Annotated in this window: 25 protein-coding genes and 4 tRNA genes; 21 read left to right on the forward strand and 8 right to left on the reverse strand. The window is 74.3% G+C overall.

Annotated elements, in window-relative coordinates:
* The first annotated feature begins 23 nt into the window (after positions 1-23).
* Together AC3D3D_RS12180 and AC3D3D_RS12185 are read left to right on the forward strand one after the other, a co-directional pair.
* Positions 24-1,424 carry an FAD-dependent oxidoreductase gene (locus tag AC3D3D_RS12180; protein WP_463661720.1) on the forward strand — a complete coding sequence of 467 codons (1,401 nt, stop codon included), beginning with the start codon at positions 24-26 and terminating at the stop codon, positions 1,422-1,424.
* Positions 1,425-1,453: 29 nt separating this feature from the next.
* A complete protein-coding gene (locus AC3D3D_RS12185) occupies positions 1,454-1,861 on the forward strand; it encodes a hypothetical protein (RefSeq protein WP_463661719.1) in 408 nt (135 codons plus the stop codon).
* 40 nt (positions 1,862-1,901) lie between these two features.
* On the opposite strand, the gene AC3D3D_RS12190 is transcribed toward AC3D3D_RS12185, so the two are convergent.
* Complete coding sequence (locus AC3D3D_RS12190; protein WP_463661718.1) at positions 1,902-2,834, reverse strand: hypothetical protein; 933 nt, start codon at positions 2,832-2,834, stop codon at positions 1,902-1,904.
* A 247-nt stretch (positions 2,835-3,081) separates the two neighbouring features.
* On the opposite strand from AC3D3D_RS12190, the gene AC3D3D_RS12195 reads away from it, so the two are divergent.
* Positions 3,082-4,530 carry a hemolysin family protein gene (locus tag AC3D3D_RS12195; RefSeq protein ID WP_463661717.1) on the forward strand — a complete coding sequence of 483 codons (1,449 nt, stop codon included), beginning with the start codon at positions 3,082-3,084 and terminating at the stop codon, positions 4,528-4,530.
* Entirely contained in the window at positions 4,527-5,555 is a 1,029-nt protein-coding gene (locus AC3D3D_RS12200; protein WP_463661716.1) for a hemolysin family protein, read from the forward strand. The genes AC3D3D_RS12195 and AC3D3D_RS12200 overlap by 4 nt, the downstream gene beginning before the upstream one ends.
* 92 nt (positions 5,556-5,647) lie before the next feature.
* On the opposite strand, the gene AC3D3D_RS12205 is transcribed toward AC3D3D_RS12200, so the two are convergent.
* Complete coding sequence (locus AC3D3D_RS12205; RefSeq protein ID WP_463661715.1) at positions 5,648-6,145, reverse strand: YajQ family cyclic di-GMP-binding protein; 498 nt, start codon at positions 6,143-6,145, stop codon at positions 5,648-5,650.
* Positions 6,146-6,261: 116 nt separating this feature from the next.
* On the opposite strand from AC3D3D_RS12205, the gene AC3D3D_RS12210 reads away from it, so the two are divergent.
* From AC3D3D_RS12210 to AC3D3D_RS12245, 8 genes are all read left to right on the forward strand, one after another.
* A tRNA-Tyr gene (locus tag AC3D3D_RS12210) sits at positions 6,262-6,342 on the forward strand.
* 267 nt (positions 6,343-6,609) lie between these two features.
* Positions 6,610-6,682 (forward strand) — tRNA-Thr (locus AC3D3D_RS12215).
* A gap of 51 nt (positions 6,683-6,733) precedes the next feature.
* Positions 6,734-6,807: transfer RNA gene (locus AC3D3D_RS12220), tRNA-Met, on the forward strand.
* 56 nt (positions 6,808-6,863) lie between these two features.
* Complete coding sequence (gene rpmG / locus AC3D3D_RS12225; RefSeq protein ID WP_463661714.1) at positions 6,864-7,034, forward strand: 50S ribosomal protein L33; 171 nt, start codon at positions 6,864-6,866, stop codon at positions 7,032-7,034.
* 32 nt (positions 7,035-7,066) lie between these two features.
* Complete coding sequence (locus AC3D3D_RS12230) at positions 7,067-7,540, forward strand: FAS1-like dehydratase domain-containing protein (protein ID WP_463661713.1); 474 nt, start codon at positions 7,067-7,069, stop codon at positions 7,538-7,540.
* Positions 7,537-7,968: a MaoC/PaaZ C-terminal domain-containing protein gene (locus AC3D3D_RS12235; RefSeq protein ID WP_463661712.1), complete on the forward strand. Its 432-nt coding sequence runs from the start codon at positions 7,537-7,539 to the stop codon at positions 7,966-7,968. The genes AC3D3D_RS12230 and AC3D3D_RS12235 overlap by 4 nt, the downstream gene beginning before the upstream one ends.
* An 11-nt stretch (positions 7,969-7,979) precedes the next feature.
* Positions 7,980-9,110 (forward strand): UDP-N-acetylmuramate dehydrogenase, encoded by a 1,131-nt coding sequence (locus tag AC3D3D_RS12240; RefSeq protein ID WP_463661711.1) that lies wholly within the window; start codon positions 7,980-7,982, stop codon positions 9,108-9,110.
* 42 nt (positions 9,111-9,152) lie between these two features.
* Positions 9,153-9,599, forward strand: coding sequence for a protein-tyrosine phosphatase family protein (locus AC3D3D_RS12245; protein WP_488512073.1), 447 nt, complete (start codon positions 9,153-9,155; stop codon positions 9,597-9,599).
* Positions 9,600-9,690: 91 nt separating this feature from the next.
* On the opposite strand, the gene AC3D3D_RS12250 is transcribed toward AC3D3D_RS12245, so the two are convergent.
* The 3 genes from AC3D3D_RS12250 to AC3D3D_RS12260 are packed head-to-tail and all read right to left on the reverse strand — an operon-like array spanning position 9,691 to position 12,634.
* Positions 9,691-10,602: an esterase/lipase family protein gene (locus tag AC3D3D_RS12250; RefSeq protein ID WP_463661709.1), complete on the reverse strand. Its 912-nt coding sequence runs from the start codon at positions 10,600-10,602 to the stop codon at positions 9,691-9,693.
* Complete coding sequence (locus tag AC3D3D_RS12255) at positions 10,599-11,585, reverse strand: alpha/beta fold hydrolase (RefSeq protein ID WP_463661708.1); 987 nt, start codon at positions 11,583-11,585, stop codon at positions 10,599-10,601. Before AC3D3D_RS12255 ends, AC3D3D_RS12250 begins: the two co-directional genes overlap by 4 nt.
* Entirely contained in the window at positions 11,582-12,634 is a 1,053-nt protein-coding gene (locus AC3D3D_RS12260; protein ID WP_463661707.1) for an adenosine deaminase, read from the reverse strand. The genes AC3D3D_RS12255 and AC3D3D_RS12260 overlap by 4 nt, the downstream gene beginning before the upstream one ends.
* A 97-nt stretch (positions 12,635-12,731) precedes the next feature.
* Between AC3D3D_RS12260 and AC3D3D_RS12265 the strand changes: the two genes are divergently transcribed.
* Both AC3D3D_RS12265 and AC3D3D_RS12270 read left to right on the forward strand, forming a co-directional pair.
* Positions 12,732-14,027 (forward strand): phosphotransferase family protein, encoded by a 1,296-nt coding sequence (locus AC3D3D_RS12265; RefSeq protein ID WP_463661706.1) that lies wholly within the window; start codon positions 12,732-12,734, stop codon positions 14,025-14,027.
* A gap of 190 nt (positions 14,028-14,217) precedes the next feature.
* Positions 14,218-14,628 carry a hypothetical protein gene (locus AC3D3D_RS12270; RefSeq protein WP_463661705.1) on the forward strand — a complete coding sequence of 137 codons (411 nt, stop codon included), beginning with the start codon at positions 14,218-14,220 and terminating at the stop codon, positions 14,626-14,628.
* Between the two features lie 16 nt (positions 14,629-14,644).
* Here AC3D3D_RS12270 and AC3D3D_RS12275 read toward each other — a convergent pair whose 3' ends face one another.
* From AC3D3D_RS12275 to AC3D3D_RS12285, 3 genes are all read right to left on the reverse strand, one after another.
* Positions 14,645-15,319, reverse strand: a complete 675-nt coding sequence (locus tag AC3D3D_RS12275; protein ID WP_463661704.1) for a response regulator transcription factor — start codon at positions 15,317-15,319, stop codon at positions 14,645-14,647.
* Positions 15,319-17,016, reverse strand: a complete 1,698-nt coding sequence (locus tag AC3D3D_RS12280; RefSeq protein ID WP_463661703.1) for a sensor histidine kinase — start codon at positions 17,014-17,016, stop codon at positions 15,319-15,321. The genes AC3D3D_RS12275 and AC3D3D_RS12280 overlap by 1 nt, the downstream gene beginning before the upstream one ends.
* Positions 17,017-17,204: 188 nt before the next feature.
* Complete coding sequence (locus AC3D3D_RS12285) at positions 17,205-18,425, reverse strand: pyridoxal phosphate-dependent aminotransferase (protein WP_463661702.1); 1,221 nt, start codon at positions 18,423-18,425, stop codon at positions 17,205-17,207.
* 163 nt (positions 18,426-18,588) lie between these two features.
* On the opposite strand from AC3D3D_RS12285, the gene AC3D3D_RS12290 reads away from it, so the two are divergent.
* From AC3D3D_RS12290 to rplL, 7 genes are all read left to right on the forward strand, one after another.
* A tRNA-Trp gene (locus tag AC3D3D_RS12290) sits at positions 18,589-18,661 on the forward strand.
* 109 nt (positions 18,662-18,770) lie between these two features.
* The gene (gene secE / locus AC3D3D_RS12295) at positions 18,771-19,022 is read left to right on the forward strand and encodes a preprotein translocase subunit SecE (protein ID WP_463661701.1); all 252 of its coding nucleotides are present in this window, start codon (positions 18,771-18,773) and stop codon (positions 19,020-19,022) included.
* Positions 19,023-19,102: 80 nt separating this feature from the next.
* Complete coding sequence (gene nusG / locus AC3D3D_RS12300) at positions 19,103-19,972, forward strand: transcription termination/antitermination protein NusG (RefSeq protein WP_463661700.1); 870 nt, start codon at positions 19,103-19,105, stop codon at positions 19,970-19,972.
* Between the two features lie 55 nt (positions 19,973-20,027).
* The gene (gene rplK / locus AC3D3D_RS12305; protein WP_463661699.1) at positions 20,028-20,459 is read left to right on the forward strand and encodes a 50S ribosomal protein L11; all 432 of its coding nucleotides are present in this window, start codon (positions 20,028-20,030) and stop codon (positions 20,457-20,459) included.
* 91 nt (positions 20,460-20,550) lie between these two features.
* Positions 20,551-21,267 (forward strand): 50S ribosomal protein L1, encoded by a 717-nt coding sequence (gene rplA, locus AC3D3D_RS12310; protein WP_463661698.1) that lies wholly within the window; start codon positions 20,551-20,553, stop codon positions 21,265-21,267.
* A 586-nt stretch (positions 21,268-21,853) separates the two neighbouring features.
* On the forward strand, positions 21,854-22,378 hold the full coding sequence (gene rplJ, locus AC3D3D_RS12315) for a 50S ribosomal protein L10 (protein WP_463661697.1): 525 nt from the start codon (positions 21,854-21,856) through the stop codon (positions 22,376-22,378).
* 65 nt (positions 22,379-22,443) lie between these two features.
* Positions 22,444-22,833 carry a 50S ribosomal protein L7/L12 gene (gene rplL / locus AC3D3D_RS12320; protein WP_463661696.1) on the forward strand — a complete coding sequence of 130 codons (390 nt, stop codon included), beginning with the start codon at positions 22,444-22,446 and terminating at the stop codon, positions 22,831-22,833.
* Positions 22,834-23,001 lie beyond the last annotated feature (168 nt).

The raw sequence follows: 23,001 nt of genomic DNA on the forward strand, positions 1-23,001 counted from the left end.
AGCCACCGCACCGAGAGGACGCAGTGACCAGCTCACGCCCCCTGCACGTCGCCCTGGTGGGCGCCGGACCCGCCGGCACCTACGCGGCCGACATCCTCGCCGCCTCCGGCCTGGACGTGCGCATCGACCTCCTCGAGAGGCTCCCCGCCCCCTTCGGCCTGGTCCGCTACGGCGTCGCCCCCGACCACCCGCGGATCAAGGCGATCATCCGCGCGCTGGAGAAGGTGCTCGCCCGCGGGGACGTCCGGCTGCTCGGCAACGTCAACGTCGGGCAGGACGTCTCCCTGGCGCGCCTGCGCGAGCTGTACGACGTCGTCGTCATCTCCTCCGGCGCCGACGCGGACGCCCCGCTCGAGCTGCCCGGCGTCGACCTGCCGGGCGTGCACGGCGCCGCGGACTTCGTCTCCTGGTACGACGGCCACCCCGACGTGCCGCGCACCTGGCCGCTGGCGGCCCGCGAGATCGCCGTGCTCGGCGTCGGCAACGTCGCCCTGGACGTGGCCCGCATCCTGGCCAAGCACCCCAAGGACCTGCTGAGCACCGAGGTGCCCGCCAACGTCGTCGCCGGGCTCGAGGCCTCGCCGGTGACCGACGTGCACCTGTTCGGGCGCCGCGGCCCCGCGCAGGTGAAGTTCACGCCGCTCGAGCTGCGCGAGCTCGCGAAGGTCCCCGACGTCGACCTGCTGGTCGACGAGGAGGACTTCCACTTCGACGAGGGTTCCGAGGAGGCGATCCGCTCCTCGAACCAGACCAAGCAGGTCGTCAACACCCTGATGGACCTGGCCATGCGCGACCCCGCGACGCTCACCGCCTCCCGGCGCATCCACCTGCACCTGTTCCACGCCCCGGCCGCCGTCCTCGGCTCGCCCGAGGAGGGCGTGACCGCGCTGCGCACCGAGCGCACCGAGCTGACCGGGGACGGCTCCGTGCGCGGGACCGGCGAGTTCGTCGAGACCCCCGTGCAGGCCGTCTACCGCGCCGTGGGCTACTACTCCTCGCCCATCGACGGCCTGCCCTTCGACGTCCGGGGCGGGGTCATCCCCAACATCGAGGGCCGCGTCCTGGGCGACGACGGCGAGACCGTGCCCGGGGTGTTCGTCACCGGCTGGATCAAGCGCGGCCCGGTGGGCCTCATCGGCTCGACCAAGTCCGACGCCCAGCAGACGATCGGCCACGTCGTCGAGGACGTCGAGGCCGGCGTCGTCGGGGACGGCGACGAGCGCGGCGGGCGCGAGGCGCTCATCGCCGAGCTGGACGCCGCCGGCGTGCCGTGGACGGACTGGTCGGGCTGGGAGCTGCTCGACGCCTACGAGCGGCGCCTGGGCGAGAGCGACGCGCACGTGCGCGAGCGGGTCAAGGTCGTCTCCCGCGAGGCGATGACCGGCATCTCCCGCGGCCAGGAGGACGTCGGCCCGCTCTACTGATCGGCCCGCCCCCCGCTCGAGAGGAATCCGTGCCGCCCGGCAGCGACGACCCGACCGACCGCCCGAAGCGGTCGGCGATCTTTCCGCTCGTCCAGCGCATCATCGCGGTGGTGCTTTGCGTGGTGTTCGTCATCTCGGTGGCGGCTCTCGTCCTCGGCGGCACGCGTGAGGAGTGGGTGCGGTGCGAGGTGGTGGCGGCCGAGGGCCGGCAGGGCGGCATGAACTCGCCGAGCGCCTTCCTGGTGAGGATCGAGACCGCGGACTGCGGCACCATGGCCTACCGCGACGGGGTCACCAGGGACAACCACGACGCCGTGGCGGCCACGTTCGAACCGGGCCACTACGAGATGAGGATGGGCATCCTCTCGCGCTGGGCGGCGCGGGGCTGGGTGCCCGGGCTAAGTGCCTCGTTCGAGGAGTTCCGGCCGGTCCCGTAGTCGGGGCGGTCACGCGGCCGGGCCCTCGCCGATGCTCGGCTCAGGGGCGCAGGCGGGGCAGGATCCTCGCCGAGCGCAGGACGCCCCACGCGATCCACACGACGGCGGTGACGGCGGCGACCACGGGCGTGCCCACCACACCGACCCACGCCAGCCGGAAGTACGTCTCGACCATCGCGGCGGACGGCGCCTCGTCGACGCGGACGGACGCCCAGGTCGGCGGGGCCTCGAGCAGGTCGTCCTCGAACGGCTCGCACGCGATCTCGAAGCTGCCGGTCGTCCCGCTCGGGATCACCCGGGCGGACTCGTGGTCCTCGCTCGTGATCTGGCGGAGCAGCCACCAGGACCGCAGCTCGAGCCCGTCGGGGTCGTGGGCGGTGCACCGCACGGCGTGCTGGTCCTCCGGGTACCAGAGCCAGGCGTCGCTGCCGCGGTCGACGGTGACCTCGACCGTCCGGCCGTCGAGCGGCACGCGGGTACCGCCCTGCCCCATGGCGATGTTGATCCCGACCCCGACCGCGAAGGCCACGACGCAGACCAGGATGAGCCAGCGGCCGGTGCGGACCACGCCGTGCAGGACCCGGCCGACGAGCGCCCGGGGCGACCGACCGGCGTCGGGAGCGGCGGCGGGGGTGGCTGCGACCGGCGTGAGACCCGACGTGGTCGTGCCCGGGGCGGGCCCCGAGGTGGTGGCGCCGGGCGCGGTCCCCGGGGCGGTGGCCCAGGGGGCGGGGCCGGTGGCCCCGGTCCTGCCCCGCGCGGCGCCCCACGGCGAGGTGTCGGCCCCCGCACGCAGCCGCTCGACGTCGTCGCCGGCCGGTGCGGCGGCGTGGCCCGGTCCGCCGCCCTGGCTCGGAGCACCGGCATCGCTCGTCCGCGCGCCCGCCGATGCGCGCGGGACCCCGTCGTAGGGGTTGGTGCCCCGGCCTCCGGGCGGGGGAGCGGCGGCGTATCTCGACGGGTCGTGCGGCACGGGGGCAGGGTAGGTCACCGGCGGGGCGGGCCCGGGCGGCGGCGCACGTCCCCCGACCGCGCACGTCTCGCGCCGGCGCACGTGCTCCGCGTGCACGTCCCCCGGGGCGGCGTGCACGCGACGGCCTCCGGGCCGGTACCCTGCTCGCGTCCTCCATCGCCTACCCAAGGACCCCGATGCCCGGCCGAAGTACCAGCCCCGCGCCCCCTGACGGAACGGACCGAGGGGGTGCGGAGTGAGTCCAGCGGTGTCGATCCTTGTCGGCGTCCTGGTCATCGTCCTCATCACGGCGGCCACCGCGTACTTCGTCGCCCAGGAGTTCGCCTACATCTCCGTGGACCGCTCACGGCTCGCGGCCCGTGCCGCCGCGGGCGACGAGCGCGCCGCCCGGTCCCTGGCGATCACCCGCCGGACCTCGTTCATGCTCTCGGGCGCCCAGCTCGGCATCACCGTCACCGGTCTGCTCGTCGGGTACGTCGCCGAGCCCCTCGTCGGTCAGGCCTTCGGTGAGATCCTCGGCTCGACCGGGCTGACGACCGCCGTCGCGGTGGGTCTGGGGGCGGCGATCGCCCTCATCTTCTCCACCTACGTCCAGATGCTCTTCGGCGAGCTGTTCCCCAAGAACGTCGCCATCGCCTCGCCGGGGCCGCTCGCCGACGCGCTCGCCCCGTCGACCACCTGGTACCTGCGGCTGCTCGGCTGGCTCATCAGGATCTTCGACCAGGCCTCGAACCTCCTGCTGCGGATGCTGCGCATCGAGCCGGTCCACGACGTCGAGCACTCGGCGACCGCGCGCGACCTGCGCAGCATCGTCGCCGAGTCGCGGGAGGCGGCGACCCTGTCCCCGGCCATGTCCGTGCTGCTCGACCGCGTCATCGACTTCTACGACCGCGACGTCGAGCACGCGATGATCCCGCGCGCGCAGGTCGACGTCGTCCGCGAGGGGCTCATGGTGGGGGAGGTGCGCGAGGTCATGGCCGGCGGGCACACCCGCTACCCGGTGCTCGCCACCGACTCCGAGCAGGTCCTCGGCTTCGTCGACCTCAACGACGTCCTGGGCACCGCCCTGCCCGACGACGCGCCGGTCACCGACATCATGCGCGCCCCCCTGGTGGTCTCCCACCTGGAGTCGCTCAGCTCCGCCCTCGACCAGCTCGGCCAGGGCGGCCGGCTCGCCTGCGTCGTCGACGAGTACGGCGGCTTCACCGGCGTGCTCACCCTGGAGGACCTCGCCGAGGAGGTCGTCGGCGAGATCGCCGACGAGCACGACCCCGCGCCCCTCGAGGTCCGCCCGGGCCCGGAGGAGGGGGTCTGGCTCGCGCCCGGCGGCGTGCCCCTGGACGAGGTCGAGCGTGCCCTCGGGGTCGAGCTGCCCGACGGCGACTACGAGACGATCGCGGGCCTGGTCATCGACGTCGCCGACGGCCTGCCCGAGGTCGGGGACACCGTCGACGTCGAGCTGGGGGTCGACCCCGGCGAGTTCGCGCGGAACGACAACCCGGTGCCGCGCGTCCTGCGCGCCGAGGTCCTCGAGGTCGACACCTGGGTCCCCGGTCTGCTGCGCCTGACCGTGACCGACGCCGAGGAGGCGGGCGACGACGCGGAACCACACGGTGGCGACGGCGACGATGACGGCGACGGGGGTGGCGCGGACGCGCCCCGGCCGGCCCGGTCCGAGGGCGAGGTGCCGGCATGAGCCCGCTCGTGACGGTCGTGGTGACGATCGCGCTCATCGCGCTCAGCGCCTTCTTCGTGGCGACCGAGTTCTCCCTCGTCTCGGCCAAGCGGCACCGCATCGAGGAGCTCGCCCCGTCCTCGCGCACCGCCCGGGCCGCGCTGCGCAGCTCCTCGGAGCTCACTCTCCTGCTCGCCGGCTCCCAGCTCGGCATCACCGTCTGCACGCTCGCGCTGGGGGCGACCACGAAGCCCGCGGTGCACCACGCGTTGACCCCGCTGCTCGAGCTCACCGGCATGCCCTACGTGGCGGCCGACGTCGTGGCCTTCGTCCTGGCCCTGGTCGTCGTCACCTTCCTCCACCTCGTGGTCGGGGAGATGGCGCCGAAGTCCTGGGCGATCGCCCATCCGGAGCGGTCGGCGATGATGCTCGCGATCCCCATGCGCGGGTTCCTGTGGGTCTTCCGGCCGATGCTCAAGATCCTCAACCACCAGGCCAACGCCCTCGTACGACGCTTCGGCATCGAGCCGGTCGACGAGGTCCACGCCGGTCAGGACCCCGACGCCCTGCGGGCGCTGGTGGAGCACTCCGCGGACGTCGGCGTGCTCGACCCGGCCTACCAGGAGTCGCTCAACCGGGTCCTCGACCTGCGCTCGGCCACGATCGGCGAGCTGCTCGACGGCGAGCCGGTGGCGGCGCTCGAGCCCGGCGCCACCGTGCAGGACGCGCAGGACCTCGCCCGCTCCTCGGGGCACCTGCGCCTGCTCGTGGGCACGGGGGGCCGGTACACGGGAGCCGTGCACGTGCGCGACACGCTCTCGGCCGACGGTCCCGGGCAGCCGGTCACGCCGTACGTGCGGCCGCTGCTGCGCCTGGACGCCGACACCCCGCTGCCCAGCGCCACGAACCTCATGCGGCTCGGGCGCCACCAGCTGGCGCTGGTGACCGCCGCGGACGGGCGGGTCGGCGTCGTGACGATGGCCGACGTCCTGCCGCGCCTGCTCGCCGTCTCCCGCGCCTCGTCCCCCTCCAGCTCTGGCGAGTGAGCAGGAATCTGCCTGGCGAGTGAGCACCGTCGTCGGGGGCGGGGTCGGTCGGAACCGCCCCCGACGACGAACCGCGCCCCCGAGCGGGACGGTCAGCGGTAGTTGACGAACTGCAGGGCGGCGTCGATGTCGTCGGCCCGCTTGAGCAGCGCGATGACGGCCTGGAGGTCGTCGCGGGACTTCGAGCTCACCCGGATCTCGTCGCCGGTGATGGTGGACTTGACACCCTTGGGGCCCTCGTCGCGGATGAGCTTGGTGATCTTCTTCGCCACCTCCTGGCTCAGCCCCTCCTTCAGCGGCCCGGCCAGGCGGAACTCCTTGCCGGACTGGACGGGCTCCTTCTCGCCGAGGTCGAGCGCCTTGAGCGAGACGCCGCGGCGGACGAGCTTCGTCTCGAGCACGTCGAGGACGGCCAGCGTGCGCTCGGCGGTGTTGGCGGCCATCGCCACCACGTCGCCCTTGAGCTCGACCGAGGCGCCCACGCCCCGGAAGTCGTAGCGCTGGCCGATCTCCTTGGCGGCCTGGTTGACCGCGTTGTCGACCTCCTGACGGTCCACCTTCGAGACGATGTCGAACGACGAGTCGGCCATGGCTCCTCCACTGGTCGGGCCCACAGGGGCGGGGGTGACGCAGACCTCCCGCATCCGGTGCGGGGTCTGCGGCCGGATGTTGATATCGTGCCATCCGCACCCCAGGGGGTGTTCCCGGCGAGTTGCCCGAGCGGCCAAAGGGAGCTGACTGTAAATCAGCCGCGCAAGCTTCGCAGGTTCGAATCCTGCACTCGCCACCGACCGGCCGGACCCGTGACCCACGGGTCCGGCCTTCGTCGTTCCCGGCCGCCGGCCCCGACGCCGGGGTGAGGACCTGGGGGCGACGACGACGCGACGACGGCGCCCGCCGACCCGCTCCCGCACGGGCGGGAGCGTGACCCGGCCCACCGCCGTCGGTGCGTGTGAGCACACTCACCGCCCAGGGGGCCGCCGTGGTTGGCCCCGGCCCGCGGCGCCGTTGTAGGCTCGTCCGCGCTGCCCCGGAGACCTTGGTCCTCGGGGGTGCCCCGATAGCTCAGTCGGCAGAGCGTCTCCATGGTAAGGAGAAGGTCAAGGGTTCGATTCCCTTTCGGGGCTCAGGTTCACGGAATAGCCGTCGTCCATGCGCGGTTGGACCCGTGGACGCGTGGCGGGGTAGCTCAGCTGGTCAGAGCGCACGACTCATAATCGTGAGGTCGGGGGTTCGAGCCCCCCTCCCGCTACCGCGCCCGGCCCGCACATCGACGGCGCTGGCACAGCGATCAGGAACGAGGACACCATGGCCACCAAGTCGGCGGACATCCGCCCGAAGATCACCCTGGCCTGCGAGAACTGCAAGGGCCGGAACTACATCACCAAGAAGAACAAGCGGAACACCCCGGACCGCCTGCAGCTGCAGAAGTTCTGCCCGCGCTGCAACGCGAAGACCGGTCACCGCGAGACCCGCTGATCGCTCGGCCCACGCCCGGCTAGCCTGGGCGGATGACCGAGACCCCTGCGCGCCCCGTCGGCGTCGACACGACGCTCGCGGGGCGCAGCTATGCGCCCACCGAGACCTACGTGGTCTCCGCCGCCAAGATCGTCGAGATGGCCGAGGCGACCGGCGCGACCCACCCGCTGCACCTCGACGCCGAGGCCGCCCGGGCCGCCGGCTACGCCGACGTCGTCGCCCCGCCCACCTTCGCCGTGGTCCTCGCCCAGCGCGCCGAGCAGGCCTACGTGGCCTCGCCCGAGTCCGGCATCGACTTCTCCCGGGTCGTCCACGCCGACGAGCGCATCGCCCACCACCGTCCGATCGTCGCCGGCGACCGGCTGCGCACCACCGTGCTCGTCGAGCGGATCCTCGCCCGCGGGGCCCTCACCCTCGTCACCACCCGGGCGGACATCGCCGAGGAGGGCACCTCCGAGCCGGTGGCGACCGTGACCTCCACGCTCGCCGTGCGGGGTGAGGCATGAGCGCCACCGACCCGCGCCGCATCCCCGAGGTCGGCGAGGAGCTGCTCCGCGCCACCGTCCCGGTCACCCGCACCACCCTCGTGCGGTACGCGGGCGCCTCGGGCGACTTCAACCCCATCCACCACGACGACGCCGTCGCGGCCTCGGTGGACCTGCCCGGCGTCATCGCCCACGGCATGGCCACCCTCGGCATCGCCGCCGCCCAGGTGGAGACCTGGGCGGGCGGGCCGACCGCCGTGCTCGACGTCCAGACCCGGTTCTCCCGCCCCGTCGTCGTCCCCGCGGGCGAGGGCACGACGATCGAGGTCGTCGGCGTCGCCGGGGCGGTGGACGGCACCCAGGTGCGGGTCGACGTCGACGTGCGGCACGAGGGCGTCTCGGTCCTCACCCGGGCCCGGGTCCTCGTCGACCTGGCGCGGTCGCTGTGAACGCGGACCGGGTGACGACGCCGGGCCGGAACCCCGGCTCGGACACCGCGGCCCCGACGACCTTCGCGCAGGCCACCACGCTGCGCGTCGGCGGCCCGATCGGCACGCTCGTCGAGGCCGGCAGCGAGGCGGAGATCATCGACGCCGTGCGCGACGCCGACGAGGCGGGTCGCCCGCTGCTCGTCCTCGGCGGCGGCTCCAACCTGCTCGTCGCCGACGAGGGCTTCGACGGCGTCGTCGTGCGTGACACCCGCCGCGAGCTCATGGTCGAGAGCGTGGCCGGGTGCGGCGGCGGCCAGTTCTCCGCGCCCGCCGGCGCCGTGTGGGACGACGTCGTTGCCCGGGCGGTCGCCGAGGGCGCCTCCGGGTTCGAGGCGCTGTCCGGCATCCCGGGCTCGACCGGTGCGACCCCGGTGCAGAACGTGGGCGCCTACGGCCAGGAGGTCTCCGGCGTCATCTCCCACGTCCGCGCCTGGGACCGGCTCACCGGCCGCCCGCGCACGCTCGCCCTGTCCGAGCTCGGGCTCGGCTACCGCACCTCCGTGCTCAAGCGCTCCCTGACCGACGCCGGTGCCGGTGGCGGCCGCACGTGGGGGCCCACCGGCCGCTGGGTCGTCATCGACGTCGCCTTCCAGTCCCCACCCACCCGCATGTCCGCCCCCGTGCGGTACGCCGAGCTCGCCGCGCGGCTGGGGGTCGAGGTCGGGGACCGCGCGCCCTCGACCGAGGTCCGCGAGGCGGTCCTCGAGCTGCGCCGCGGCAAGGGCATGGTCCTCGACGACGCCGACCACGACACCTGGTCGGCCGGGTCCTTCTTCACCAACCCGGTCCTGCGCCCCGACGACGCCGCGCGGCTGCCCGCCGGCGCGCCCCGGTTCGAGGCCCCCGCCCCCGACGGCTCGGGCGAGACCTGGGTGAAGTCCTCGGCCGCCTGGCTCATCGACCACGCCGGCTTCACCAAGGGCTACGCGCTGCCCGGGCCCGCGGCGATCTCCTCCAAGCACGCCCTCGCCCTGACCAACCGGGGCGGGGCCCGCGCCGCCGACGTCCTCGCGCTGGCCCGCGAGGTGCGCGACGGCGTGCTGGCCACCTACGGGGTCGAGCTCGTCCCCGAGCCGGTGCTCGTCGGCGTCGAGCTCTGACGCGATGACCGGCGAGGCGCCGGGTGCCCGTGGCGGGCCGGCGTGACGGCCTGGGGGCAGGAGCCCGGCGTGCTCGTCCTGCCCGACGGGCGGCGCGTGCGCGGCACGGGCGCCCGCCGGCGGCGCGGCGACGTACCGGCGCCCGACCTGGCCGTCTACCTCCTGGGCCGCGAGCCGGACGACCCGGGGTGGCCCTACCGGTGGGTGCGATGGCCGGACTTCCGCCTGCCGCGCTCGACGCCGGACGCGCTGGCGGCCCTGAGCGAGGCCCACCGGCGCGCGGCGGACGAACGGGTGGAGATCGCCTGCGGCGCGGGCGTCGGCCGTACCGGCACGGCGATGGCGGTCCTCGCGGTGCTCAGCGGGGTCCCGGCCGGCGACGCGGTCGACTGGGTGCGCGCCCGCTACCACCGTCGCGCCGTCGAGACGCGTGCCCAGCGGGCGTGGGTGGTCTCGGTCGCGCCGGGCCTCCGCGGAGGCCCGAGGTAGGAGGGCGCGGGGTGGCACCGGCGCGAGCCGACGTGACAGCGGGCCGACGCGACACCGGGCCGGAGCGGCACCCACGGTGCCGACGTCGCGCTCAGCCTGGGGCGACGCCACCTCCCGGCCCCGTTGCATCGGCGTCGGCGTCGGTGCGGGCCGCGAGGCGGCGCACGTGGGCGTCGACGAGGTCGTGCACGGACCGGGAGCCGAGCGGCCGGAAGTGCCCCCGCTCGGGCAGGGTGATGTTGAGCGCCCCGGGCAGGTGGGAGCCGCCGGGGATGTGCGGGTCCCAGGCCGGGGACAGGGAGACGATGCGCGCGTCGACGTCGGTGCGGCCGGCGAGCGCCACGAGGTCGGGGTGCGCGGGCCGCAGCGCGCCCACGACCGAGCGCGGCGGGAAGGCGCGGGCCCAGACCGAGCCGCGCCACGGCGTCGCGACCGTGACGAGACCGGCCACCCGGTGACCCTGGGGCCCGAGCATGGTCGCCTTGCCGATGAGGCCCCCCTTGGAGTGGGCCACCAGCACGACGCCGGTGAGGTCCTCGGCGGCCAGGAAGGCCGCGGTCCGACGGGCGCCCTCCCGGATCGGGCGGTCGTTGAGCCCCAGGCCGGGCACGACGCCGACCCGGTGACCCCGGCGGGACAGCGAGCGGCCGAGCCGGGCGAGCATGTGCCAGGACTCGTAGACCCCCGGCAGCAGCACGACGAGCGCCGCGCCGGTCCCGGGCTTGTGCCGGGCCACGGAGCGGTGTCCCGCCCCGGGCTTGTGCCCGGCCGCGGGCCTGTGCCCGGCCACGGGCCGGTCGGCGAGGCCGGGACGCCACGTGCCGCGGCGCAGCAGACCGCCCGCCGAGCGGGCGGCGGTGAGCGCGACCCACGCGTAGTCCAGGCCGTGCGCGAGCGGACGGGTGGTGAGCTCGAGCGCGCGCGAGACCCGACCGCGGGCACCGGCGGCGCCCGACCCGTTCACGGCGGCCCGGTCGGTGCCACCGGGGCGGCGCGGGCTCATCCGTCCTCCGTCAGTCCCCGACCGTCGTCGGCCGGCGACCCCGGGGGCACCGCGGAACCGGGGCCGGACCGCTCGTCCGCGGCCAGATGGGACAGGGCCGCGCGGACGACCGCCGGATGGTCCTCGACGACCACGGAGTGCGCCGCCCCCGGCACGAGCTCGACCCGGCAGTGCGCCACCCGGCCGGCCAGGTCCGCCGCCCAGTCGCGGGGGACGAGCCGGTCGTGCTCGCCGTGCAGGATCGTCACCCGGGCCGTCGGCGCGGCCAGCGCGAGGCGTTCCTCGATCCGGTAGGACATGACCTCGGGCAGGATCTCCGCCATCCACCGCGTCGTGGCCGTGAGGTAGGAGCGGGTCGCCAGGAGCCGGAGCCGGTGCGTCTCGTGCACGGCGGACTGCAGGTAGCGCCACAGCTGCAGCAGCGGGCGGCGCTCGGCGGCGTTGACCGGCGGGCCGACGAGGACCGCCCGGTGGTAGGCGTCCGGCCGGCGCGCCATCATCTCGACGGCGACCTGGGCGCCCATCGAGTGCCCCACGAGTACAGGCTCGCGCACGCCGCCGGCGACCAGCACGTCGTCGACGAGATCGGCCAGGCCCTCGACACCCAGCGTGCGCGGCGGGGGCGGGACGTCGCCGAAGCCCGGCAGGTCGACCAGCAGGACCTCCCCGGCCTCGGCCAGGTCCTCGGCCAGCGGCAGCAGGTACCGCGAGGACAGCCCGACGCCGTGCAGCAGCACGAAGGTCACCCGCCCGTCGCCGGGGACGTCCGGCCGGCGCCGGTCCGCGCCGGGCCCGGGGGCGCCGATCCGGTGCACGCGCACGAAGCTGCCCGCCAGGCGCTGCATCGACGTCGCGGTCCGGGCGAGGCGGGCCGAGCTGCGGCGCGAGCCCGGGCGCAGGCGGACCTGCTGGCCCGCCGGCGGGGAGGCCAGGTCCGCGGCGTGCAGCGTGAGGTGCCGCCACCAGGGCAGGCGAGGGCTCACCGAGGGTCCCGCGCGGGCGGGGCACCGTCGTCGGGGGCGGCGAGCCAGGCGTCGACCTCGGCGACCCACCGGGCGACGTCGCGGCGGTCGGCGCGCGAGGCGGCCAGGGAGGCCTTGGCGAGGGAGGCGATCTCGGCGTCGATCATCCCGTGCACCTCGCGGGCGGCGACGTACTGGTCGGTCAGTCGCGAGAGGAACAGCAGCGGGTCGTCGGCACCGAGGGCGACCTGGGCGCCGGCGTCGACGAGCGTGCGCAGGGGGACCTCGGCCGGGGTGGGGTAGACGCCGAGGGAGACGTTCGAGGCGGGACAGACCTCGAGGGCGATGCCGGCGTCGACGACCCGGGCGAGCAGGTCGGGCGACTCGGCGAGCCGCACCCCGTGGCCGAGCCGGTCGGGGTGCAGGTGGGCGAGGACGTCGGCGACATGGTCGGGGCCCAGCAGCTCCCCGCCGTGGGGGACCGCGGCCAGGCCGGCGTTGCGGGCGATGCGGAAGGCGGCGGCCCAGTCGGAGGTGACCCCGCGGCGCTCGTCGTTGCTCAGGCCGAAGCCGATGACCTGCCCCGGTCCGTCCCCGGCGTGCAGGGCGGCGAGCCGGGCCAGGGTGCGCGCGTCGAGCGGGTGGCGGGTCCGCGAGGCCGCGACGATGACGGCGACCTGCACGCCGGTCGCGCGCGAGGCGGCCGCCGCCTCGTCCAGGACGATCTCCAGGGCGGGGGTGAGCCCCCCGACGAACGGCGCGTAGGACGTGGGGTCGACCTGGATCTCCAGGCGCCGTGAGCCCTCGGCCGCGTCGTCGGCGGCGGCCTCGGCCACGATCCGCCGCATCGCGGCCTCCGAGCGGACCACGGCGCGGGCGGCGTCGTAGGAGCGCTGGAACCGGAACCAGCCCCGCTTGTCGGCCGGGACCCGCAGCGCCTCGTCGTCGGTGAGGTTCTCCGGCAGGCGCACGCCCTGGGCGGCGGCGAGGTCGACGAGCGTGCGCACGCGCATCGACCCGGTGAAGTGCAGGTGCAGGTGGGCCTTCGGGAGTCGGCCCAGGTCGCGCATCGGGACATCATGCCAGGACAGGGGACCGGCCGGGCGGGCCGACGGAACCTGATCGTCGTGGCGCGCGGCGGGCCCCGGGTGTGGTCTCATTTCCAGCATGAGCATCTCGGCGGCGGCGATGAGGGAGCCGGCCGACGTCGCCCTGCTGACCGGGCCCGACGCCGGTGACGTCCTCACCTCGGCCCTCGTGCCCGACGACGGACGACTGGTCGAGTGGGCCGTGCACACCGTCCACCACCGCCCGGGGGCGGGCGTGACGGTGGGCTACACCGCCACCGTGGAGCGCACCGCCTCGGACGGCTCGCGCAAGCGCACCGAGGAGTACCTGTGCGCGACGACGGCGCGGCTGACGAGGAACGCCGGCCCGGGCCTGGTCCGGCTCGAGCCGCCCGACGGCCGCGGCCCGGTGGTCCACCTCTGGCGCCACCCCGCCGACCCGGAGCTGCCCGCGCTGGCCACGGCCTGCGACTCGGTGAAGATGTCGCGCCGCCTCGGCGAGCAGGTCTCCCTCGAGCTCGTCGCCTACCGCCCCACGCGCCGCGCCGTCCTGCGGGCGACCGGCGCCTCGGGCACCGTGCACTTCGTCAAGGTCGTGCGGCCCGTGGCGCTCGCCGACCTGGTGGGCCGCCACCGGATGCTCACCGCCGCCGGCGTGCCCGCCCCGGCCGTGGTCGCCGAGGAGCCGGCGGGCCTGGCCGTCCTCGCCGAGGGCAGGGGGGAGTCCCTCGCCCGCGTCCTGCACCGCGGACCGGGCCGCGATACCGACGCCGTCCTGCACGCCCTGGTGCGCACCCTGGACACCCTGCCGGTCTCGGCCATGCAGCTCGCCCGGCGCTCGGCCTGGTCGGAGCGGGCCGGGCACTACGCCCACGCCGCGGCCACCGTCCTGCCGGAGGCCGAGGGGCGCACGCGGGCCCTCGCCCAGGGCATCGACCAGCTCCTGCACGCCGGGCCGCCGCAGCCGGTGGTCCCCGTGCACGGGGACTTCTACGAGGCCAACGTGCTGATGGACCCGCGCGAGGGGTACGTCGCCGTCTCCAGCCTGCTCGACGTCGACTCGCTCGGCCCGGGCCACCGCAGCGACGACCTGGCCTGCCTGCTGGGGCACGTCTCGGTGCTCGTGCACCTGGCCCCCGACCGGTACCCGGCGGTCCCGCACGTGCTCGCCCGGTGGGCGCAGCTGTGCGAGCAGATGGTCGACCCCGTCCAGGTGTGCACCCGGGCGGCCGGCGTCACCCTCTCCCTGGTCGCGGGGGCCAAGCGCGCCGACGGCCGCTGGCGGGCGGACGCGGAGGGCCGCCTCGTCACCGCCGAGGCCTGGCTCGCGCGGGCCCGCGAGTTCGCCTCGGGCCGGGTCAGCGGCCCGTTCGTCGTGCCGCCGCCGATCGGCTGAGCCCACCCGGCGCCGGACGTGCCGGGCGCGGCAGGAGCCGGCGGGCGAGGCGCGACGCGCCGGACGTGGCCGCCCGGCCGAGATGAGAGTGCTCTCATCGTGCACTCGGCCGACGCTCACCGGCGGTGGGCACGATGGTGGCGTCGGCGACGGGCCGGCGCAGGGACGACAGATCGACGGAGGCGACGAGGTGCGCATCAAGGGTTCGTGGGTGGCCGTGGGTTCGTTGTCGGCCGTCGCCGTCGTCGGCGGCAGCGTCCTGGCGAGCGCGGACCTGGAGGACGACACCGTCGAGTCGGTGACCGTCCCGCCGGGCACCGACGTCCCCGGGTCGCCCACCGCGGCCCCGGAGGAGCCCACGACCGACGAGGAGCCCACCGAGGAGCCGACGACCGACGAGGCGACCACGGTCCCGCCCGAGCGCAGCGCCGTCACCGCCGCCTCTCCCGAGCCCGCGCCGCAGCCCCCGGCGCCCGCGCCGGCTCCGACCCGGGCGCCGGCCCCGGTGCCCGCCCCCGCTCCCGCGCCGGTCCCCGCGGACAGCCCGGACTCGCCCCCGAGCGCGCCCTCGCCGGTGAGCGCCGAGAGCGCCGACGACTGACGGTCGCGCCGCCCGCTCAGCGGGCGACGAGCCGGTAGCCCATCCGCGGCACGGTCGCGATGCGCTCCGCACCGATCTTCTTGCGCAGGTAGCGCACGTAGACGTCGACCACGTTCGACCCGGGGTCGAAGTCGTAGCCCCACACCCGCGAGAGGATCTGCTCGCGCGAGAGCACCTGCCCCGGGTGCAGCATGAAGGTCTCCAGCAGGGCGAACTCCCGCGCGGAGAGGTCGACCGTGCGGCCGGCGACCGTCGCCTGCCGGGTGCGCACGTCCAGGGACAGGTCGTCGACCTGCAGCAGCGTCGGGTCGGCGCCGGCCTGGGCGGGCTGCGCCGAGCGGAGCCGCAGCCGCACGCGGGCCAGGAGCTCCTCGAAGCGGAACGGCTTGGGCATGTAGTCGTCCGCCCCCGACTCCAGCCCCGTGACGGTGTCGTCGACGGAGGTCCGGGCGGTGAGCATGATGACCGGGACGGTGTGCCCCTCGCCGCGCAGGGTCTCCAGGACCTCGAACCCGTCGATGTCCGGCAGGCCGACGTCGAGGATGACGATGTCGTACCCGCCCGTGCGGGCGTGGTTGAGCCCGTCCTTGCCGGTGGTCACGGCGGTGGGCTGGTGGCCGGCCGCGGTCAGGCCCTTGGTGACGAACGAGGCGATACCCACCTCGTCCTCGATGATGAGGATCTGTGCCACTACCCGTTCCCTGCCTCTCGTCGGCCCGGCCCCGCGGCCGGGATGTCGTCGTCGGTCTCGCCGCCCGGGGCGTCGAGGTCGAGGTCGTCGTCGAGCTCGAGGTCGCGGGCCGGCAGGTCGAGGACGAAGGTCGAGCCGGCCCCGAGGACCGAGTCGACGTCCACCGTGCCGCCGTGCGCCTCGGCGATGGCCTGGACGATGGCCAGACCCAGACCGCTGCCCTCGGTGCGCTGCTGGCCGGGGCCGTAGGAGCGGGCGAACCGCTCGAAGATCCGCCGGGTGTCCTCCTCGGCGATGCCCCGGCCCTCGTCGCGGACCCACAGGAGCAGGCGCCCCTCGTCGGTGGCCGAGCCGAGCGCCACGGTCGTGCCTGGCTCGGAGAACTTCACGGCGTTGGCGGCGAGCTGGATGAGGGCCTGGGTGATCCGCTGACCGTCGACCACCGCCTCGGCCTCGAGCCGGGCGTCGACGACGAAGCGCCGGTCGCCGAGCTGGCGCACCTGGTCGAGCACGTTGTCCAGCACGGGCCCGAGGTCGGTGGGGGCGGGCTGGACGAAGGCGGGCCCGTCGGCCTTGGCGAGCATGACCAGGTCGTCGGCGAGCCGGTGCATCCGGTCCAGCTCGGAGATCGTCAGCTCCCGGGTCTGGCGGGCGTCGTCGGCGTCGTCGGGGTTCATCAGCTCGAGGTGACCGCGCACGATGGTGATGGGCGTGCGCAGCTCGTGGCCGGCGTCGTCGAGGAGCTGGCGCTGCGAGAGGAACGAGGCCTCGAGGCGGGCGAGCATGGCGTTGACGGTCCGGGTGAGGTCGGCGACGTCGTCGGACCCGTGGGCCTCGATCCGGCCCGATAGGTCGGTCTCGGTGATCCGCTCGGCCGTGGTGCGCAGCTCGCGCAACGGGGCCAGCAGGCGACCGGAGACCACCCAGGCCACGATGCCGACCACCAGCATCGACGCCAGCGAGACCAGCAGGTAGGTCCGGGCGGAGGCCCACACCGGGGCGAGCTCGGCGTCGGTGTCGAAGGCGATGACGATGGCACCCTCGGTCGGCGGGCTGCCCAGGGGTCCCAGGGGCGGACCGGTGGGCTCGACCGCGACCGGCAGCATGGCGAAGCGGTAGGTCGACCGTGCGGTGGTCACCGTGCTGATCGTGCCCTGGCCGCGCTCGACGGCGCTGGTCAGCGCGGCGATGAGCTCGGGGTCGGAGCGCATGTCCAGCCCGCCGGGCTGCCACCAGCGCGGCGTGGTGCCCACGTAGCCCAGGGCACCCTCGTTGTCGTCGGGGATCTCGGAGGCCATCGCCGTCCACACGGCCTCGGAGATGCCGTCGTCGGCGTCCACCGCGGTCGGGTCGGTGAGGATCTGGGACATCTCCTCGGTCGTGCGCTGCAGCGTCTGCTCGACGGAGTCCAGCACCCGGCCGCGCTCGAGCCACACGGCCGTGCCCATGACCAGCAGCAGCGTGGCGGCGGTGAGCAGGACCACGGTGCGCAGGATCGTGCCGCGCACGGTGGTGCGCCGGTACCAGGGCCGCTCGGCGGCCAGGGGGACCTCGGCGCTGCCGGTCGCGGTGCCGGAGCCGGTGGTGGTGCCGGCGCCCGCGGTGCGGCCCGCGGCCGGCGGGGTGGGGGCCGAGGGCGCCGCGTCGCGTCCGGGCGTGCGTGTCGGCGCCACGGCCCGGCCGTCACGTCCGCTCATCGCACACCTCTCCTCGGGACGGGTCCGCCTGCCTCAACCTAGTCTCCGGCGCCGGGATGAAGCCGAGATGAGAACGGCACGGGTCCCTTCCCATCCCCGTCACGGACGCCGACGGCCCGGTGCGCACCCGCTCGGGGCGCGCACCGGGCCGTCGGTGCAGCTCGCGCGCCGGGGGACCGGCGCTGGGCTCAGGAGAGGAGCTCGGCGATGCGGCCGACGGCCTCGGTGAGGTTCTCGTCGGAGGTCGCGTAGCTCAGCCGCAGGAAGCCCGAGGGGCCGAACGCCTCGCCCGGGACCACGGCGACCTCGACCTCCTCGAGGATGAGCGCGGCCAGCTCGGCCGACGTGGTGGGCACCTGCCCGCGGATCTCGCGGCCCAGCACGCCCTCGACCGAGGGGTAGACGTAGAACGCGCCCTGCGGCTCGGGCACCTCGACGCCGTCGATCGCCCGCAGCAGGTCGACCACGAGCCGGCGACGCCGGTCGAAGGCACTGCGCATCTCCTCGACCGCGGTCAGGTCCCCGGACACCGCGGCGAGCGCGGCCCGCTGGGAGACGTTGGCGACGTTCGAGGTGAGGTGGGACTGGAAGTTCGTCGCCGCCTTGACCACGTCGGAGGGGCCGACCAGCCAGCCCACCCGCCAGCCGGTCATCGCGTAGGTCTTGGCCACGCCGTTGAGCACGATGGTGCGGTCGGCCAGCTCGGGGACCACCTTCAGGACCGGGGTGAAGGTGGCGTCGCCGTAGACCAGGTGCTCGTAGATCTCGTCGGTGATCACCCAGATGCCGCGCTCGAGGGCCCAGCGGCCGATCCGCTCGGTCTCCTCGGGGGTGTAGACGGCGCCGGTCGGGTTCGACGGCGAGCACAGCACGAGGACCTTCGTACGGGACGAGACGGCCGCCTCGAGCAGATCGACGTCGACCTTGTAGCCGCGCTCGGCGCCGGCGAAGACCGGTACGCCCACACCCCCGGCCAGCGAGATGGCCTCGGGGTAGGTGGTCCAGTACGGGGCGGGCAGCAGCACCTCGTCGCCCGGGTCGAGGATCGCGGCGAAGGCCTGGAACACGGCCTGCTTGCCGCCGTTGGTCACCAGGACGTCGGCGGGGGAGATCTCGTAGCCGGAGTCGCGCAGCGTCTTGGCCGCGATCGCCTCCTTGAGGACCGGCAGGCCGCCCGCAGGGGAGTAGCGGTGGTTGACCGGGTCCTGGGCGGCGGCGACGGCGGCGTCGACGATGTAGGACGGCGTCGGGAAGTCGGGCTCGCCGGCGCCGAGGCCGATGACCGGGCGGCCGGCGGCCTTGAGCGCCTTCGCCTTGGCGTCGACGGCCAGGGTCGCGGACTCGGCGATGCCGGCCAGACGGGCGGAGATGCGGGGACGGGAGGCAGTGGACTCGCTCACGCAGACCATGGTCGCACGACGCGGACGGGAGGTCGCGGGGGTCCGTCGGCGCAGGTGTGACGCGTGACCTTCGGCACCTCGGTCGACCGGGTCCCTCGCGGTGCGTACTATGGTCCATCGGCGGTGCGAACCGCAGACTTCCCCGTGCCCGCACGGGGCGGGTCCCCGCCGAAGGGCAGTGGCGCAATTGGCAGCGCACCGGTCTCCAAAACCGGCGGTTGAGGGTTCGAGTCCCTCCTGCCCTGCACCTGACGGCACGCAGCACCGCCGTCGGGCCGGTCCACCACGGTGGGCGTGCCCGTGACCCGTGCCGGGTGCGGGTGTGACGGCGAGACGATGAGGGACTGGGCTGACGTGAGTGAGACGACGGCCGCCGGCGGCGGCTCTGGGCACAGGTCCGACGCCGAGCCCCGGCGCGGCCTGTTCGCACGGATCGCACGGTTCTTCCGGCAGGTCTTCGCGGAGATCCGCAAGGTCGTCCGCCCCACGCGGCGCGAGCTCATCACGTACTTCTTCGTCGTCGTCATCTTCGTGCTGGTGATGATGGCGATCGTCGGGGTGCTCGACCTCGTCTTCGGTCAGCTCGCCCTGTGGACGTTCGGCTGAGCCGACCCACGGCCCCCGGGCCATGACCACGCGTGACCGTCCGGTCGCGCGTCCGACGCATCCAAGGAGGATGTTCCCTCGTGTCTGTGGACTTCAGCGGCGACGACACCACGTCGACCGACGACCTCGGCGGCGACGCCGCGGCTGACGGGTCGACCCCGCTCGAGGTCGACCCCAGCGCCGAGGCGGACACCGCCGCGGACGGCGCCGGCGATGGCGACACCGCCGAGCCAGCTGCCGACGAGGCCGCGGCCGACGCCGGGCAGGACCCCGCGGCCGACGGCGAGGACCAGGCGCCCGCGCCGGCCGAGACCGGCGACGACGCCGCCGAGGAGCTCGACCCCGAGGCGGCCTACCGGCTCGAGATGCGGATGCTCCCCGGCGACTGGTACGTCGTCAACACCTACGCGGGCTTCGAGAAGCGCGTGAAGGCCAACCTCGAGCACCGCATCACGACCCAGAACATGGAGGACCACATCTTCCAGGTCGAGGTGCCGATGGAAGAGGTCGTCGAGATCAAGAACACCCAGCGCAAGCTGGTCAACCGCGTGCGCATCCCCGGTTACACGCTGGTGCGCATGGAGATGACCGACGAGTCCTGGGGCGTCGTCCGGCACACGCCCGGCGTCGTCGGGTTCGTGGGTAACGCCCACAACCCGATGCCGCTCTCGCTCGACGAGGCCATCTCCATGCTCAACGTCTCGTTCGCCGAGGCGCCCGGCCAGGTCGAGGCCGGCGGCGAGGCGGTCGAGACCGGTGGCGAGCAGCGCCCCGTCGTCGTCGACTTCGAGGTCGGGGAGTCGGTCACCGTCACCGACGGCCCCTTCGAGACCATGCCCGCGACCATCTCCGAGATCCACGTGGAGAGCCGCAAGCTGCAGGTGCTCGTCAGCATCTTCGGCCGGGAGACCCCGGTCGAGCTCTCCTTCTCCCAGGTCGCCAAGCCCTGAGAGAGCCGCCCGTGGTCGCCGCCGCGGGCACCGACAGAACAGGTAAAGGACCCGAATGCCTCCCAAGAAGAAGGTCTCCGGCTACATCAAGCTCCAGATCCAGGCCGGAGCAGCCACCCCCGCACCGCCGATCGGTCCCGCGCTGGGCCAGCACGGCGTCAACATCATGGAGTTCTGCAAGGCGTACAACGCCGCGACCGAGTCGCAGCGTGGCAACGTCGTGCCCGTCGAGATCACCGTGTACGAGGACCGCTCGTTCACGTTCATCACGAAGACGCCGCCGGCCGCCGAGCTCATCAAGAAGGCCGCCGGTGTGCAGAAGGGGTCCTCGACCCCGCACACCGACAAGGTCGCCTCGATCACCCGCGAGCAGGTCCAGGAGATCGCCCGGACCAAGGCCGAGGACCTCAACTCGAACGACATCGAGGCCGCAGAGAAGATCATCGCGGGCACCGCCCGCTCCATGGGGATCACCGTCGACGGCTGACCCCGCAGGCGCCGCAGCCGCGGCGCAGTGGCAGGGCCCGGCGCGGGCCCGACGACCACGACTGCTCCGTCACAGACACAGGAGAAGCAGAATGACCACGCGCAGCAAGGCCTACCGCAAGGCCGCCGAGAAGATCCACGACGGGGAGCTCTACGCCCCCCTCGCCGCCGTCCGCCTGGCCAAGGAGAACGCCGGCACAAAGTTCGACCAGACCGTCGAGGTCGTCTTCCGCCTCGGCGTCGACCCCCGCAAGGCGGACCAGATGGTCCGCGGCACCGTCAACCTCCCGCACGGAACCGGCAAGACCGCCCGGGTCCTGGTCTTCGCCGTCGGCGACCGTGCGCAGCAGGCGATCGACGCGGGTGCCGACGAGGTCGGCGGCGACGAGCTCATCGAGAAGGTCGCGGGCGGCTACACCGACTTCGACTCGGCCATCGCCACCCCGGACCTCATGGGCAAGGTCGGCCGCCTCGGCCGCGTGCTCGGTCCCCGTGGCCTCATGCCCAACCCGAAGACCGGCACGGTGACCATGGACGTCGCCAAGGCGGTGTCCGACATCAAGGGCGGGCGGATCGAGTTCCGCGTCGACAAGCACGCCAACCTGCACTTCGTCATCGGCAAGGCCTCCTTCGACGAGACCCGCCTGGTGGAGAACTACGCCGCGGCGCAGGAGGAGATCCTGCGGCTCAAGCCCTCCAGCTCGAAGGGCCGCTACATCACCCGGGCGACGATGAGCACGACGATGGGCCCGGGCATCCCGCTCGACGCCACCAAGACGCGCAACCTCACCACCGAGGACGCCTCCTGACCTCCGTCCAGCACTGACTGGACGTTGTTTCGACGAGGGCCCGGCCGACCCGCGAGGGTGGCCGGGCCCTCGCCGTCGTGCAGGGGGAGGGGCGGTGGGGCTGCTTGCGTACCAGCCGCTCCCGGCCGGCCACTCGCGACCGGCCGCTCCCGGCCGGCCGCTCCCGACCGGCCACTCCCGGCCGGCCACTCCCGACCTCTCAACGGCTGAGGTGACTTTTCAGCACGCACTGACGGTTGAGAGGTGGATCTGCCGGTTGACAGGTGGCGAGGTGGGCGACGTCTCCGGCGAACCGCCCGCTCGACGGCCAGCCGGGTACCGGCCCCGACGACGGCGGAGGACCCGGCGGGGTGAGCAGGCACACGCCGGCCGGGGGGTACCGCGCGGCGCGGGCACCGCTACGATGGACCCTGCCAAAGACCGTCGGTCATGCGGGGCACCCGCCCCGGATCGAAGTCCACGCAGGTGGAGCCGGCGCAGGCGTGCTACGAAGCCTCGCATCCTCGCGATGCGCAAGCCCCGTGCCGTCTGCGCGGGGCTTTCCTCATGTGCGGACACCGTCGGTCCCACATCGGAAGGAGGGCTCATGGCACGGCCAGACAAGACCGAGGCCATCGCCGAGCTCGAACAGGGCTTCCGCGAGGCGCAGGCGGTGCTGCTCACCGAGTACCGCGGCCTGAGCGTCACCCAGCTGGGGGAGCTGCGCCGCTCGCTGGCCGGCTCCGGTCGTTACGTGGTCGCGAAGAACACGCTCGCGGCCATCGCGGCGGAGCGTGCCGGCGTCGAGATCGCGCGTGAGACCCTCACGGGCCCGACGGCGATCACGTTCGTCACCGGCGAGGTGTCGGAGGCCGCCAAGGCGCTCAACGACTTCGCCAAGGAGAACGAGCAGCTCGTCCTCAAGGGCGGTGTCCTCGACGGCAACGAGCTCTCGGCGGACGACGTCAAGAAGCTCGCGAACCTCGAGTCCCGCGAGGTGCTCCTGGGCAAGGCGGCCGGTGCCCTCACCGCCGCGCTGTTCCAGGCGGCCTACATGTTCACCGCGCCGGCCACCGAGGCCGCCCGCACCATCGACGCCCTGCGCGAGAAGCAGGCAGCCGCCGAGGCCTGACCGGGCCGCGGCACTACCCACCCCCTCTGCTCGCGTAGCAGGACCCATACGGAAGGAAAGCCACCATGGCCAAGCTCACCACCGACGAGCTCATCGAGGCGTTCAAGGAGCTCACGCTCATCGAGCTCTCCGAGTTCGTCAAGCAGTTCGAGGACACCTTCGGCGTCGTCGCGGCCGCGCCGGTCGCCGTCGCCGGTGCCGCCCCCGCCGCGGGCGGCGACGCCCCGGCCGCCGCCGAGGAGCAGGACTCCTTCGACGTCGTCCTGGAGTCGGTCGGCGACAAGAAGGTTGCGGTCATCAAGGAGGTGCGCGCCCTCACGTCCCTCGGCCTCAAGGAGGCCAAGGACCTGGTCGACGCCGCCCCGAAGGCCATCCTCGAGGGTGTCGACAAGGAGGCCGCCGACAAGGCCAAGGAGCAGGTCGAGGCCGCCGGCGCCACCGTCACCATCAAGTGATCGTCGCCCCTGACGGGGGCGCACCGATCCACCGGCCCGGGACCGGGACCCAGCGCGGGTCCCGGCCCCGGGCCGTCGTCGTGCCGGGGGAGGGCGCTCCGACGTCGTGCTGGCGGACTGCGCTCCGCCGTTGCGCCTGCGCAGGCCGGCCCGTCGTCGTACCGGGGC

Source organism: Georgenia sp. X1117 (genome assembly GCF_057784635.1).

Bases quoted from the DNA above. Each gene is read 5' to 3' on its own strand.
- AC3D3D_RS12200 (WP_463661716.1), top strand. From the start codon at position 4,527: ATGAGCCCGCTCGTGACGGTCGTGGTGACGATCGCGCTCATCGCGCTC.
- AC3D3D_RS12205 (WP_463661715.1), bottom strand. From the start codon at position 6,145: ATGGCCGACTCGTCGTTCGACATCGTCTCGAAGGTGGACCGTCAGGAG.
- rpmG (WP_463661714.1), top strand. From the start codon at position 6,864: ATGGCCACCAAGTCGGCGGACATCCGCCCGAAGATCACCCTGGCCTGC.
- AC3D3D_RS12230 (WP_463661713.1), top strand. From the start codon at position 7,067: ATGACCGAGACCCCTGCGCGCCCCGTCGGCGTCGACACGACGCTCGCG.
- AC3D3D_RS12235 (WP_463661712.1), top strand. From the start codon at position 7,537: ATGAGCGCCACCGACCCGCGCCGCATCCCCGAGGTCGGCGAGGAGCTG.
- AC3D3D_RS12250 (WP_463661709.1), bottom strand. From the start codon at position 10,602: ATGAGCCCGCGCCGCCCCGGTGGCACCGACCGGGCCGCCGTGAACGGG.
- AC3D3D_RS12260 (WP_463661707.1), bottom strand. From the start codon at position 12,634: ATGCGCGACCTGGGCCGACTCCCGAAGGCCCACCTGCACCTGCACTTC.
- AC3D3D_RS12265 (WP_463661706.1), top strand. From the start codon at position 12,732: ATGAGCATCTCGGCGGCGGCGATGAGGGAGCCGGCCGACGTCGCCCTG.
- AC3D3D_RS12280 (WP_463661703.1), bottom strand. From the start codon at position 17,016: ATGAGCGGACGTGACGGCCGGGCCGTGGCGCCGACACGCACGCCCGGA.
- AC3D3D_RS12285 (WP_463661702.1), bottom strand. From the start codon at position 18,425: ATGGTCTGCGTGAGCGAGTCCACTGCCTCCCGTCCCCGCATCTCCGCC.
- rplK (WP_463661699.1), top strand. From the start codon at position 20,028: ATGCCTCCCAAGAAGAAGGTCTCCGGCTACATCAAGCTCCAGATCCAG.
- rplA (WP_463661698.1), top strand. From the start codon at position 20,551: ATGACCACGCGCAGCAAGGCCTACCGCAAGGCCGCCGAGAAGATCCAC.
- rplJ (WP_463661697.1), top strand. From the start codon at position 21,854: ATGGCACGGCCAGACAAGACCGAGGCCATCGCCGAGCTCGAACAGGGC.
- rplL (WP_463661696.1), top strand. From the start codon at position 22,444: ATGGCCAAGCTCACCACCGACGAGCTCATCGAGGCGTTCAAGGAGCTC.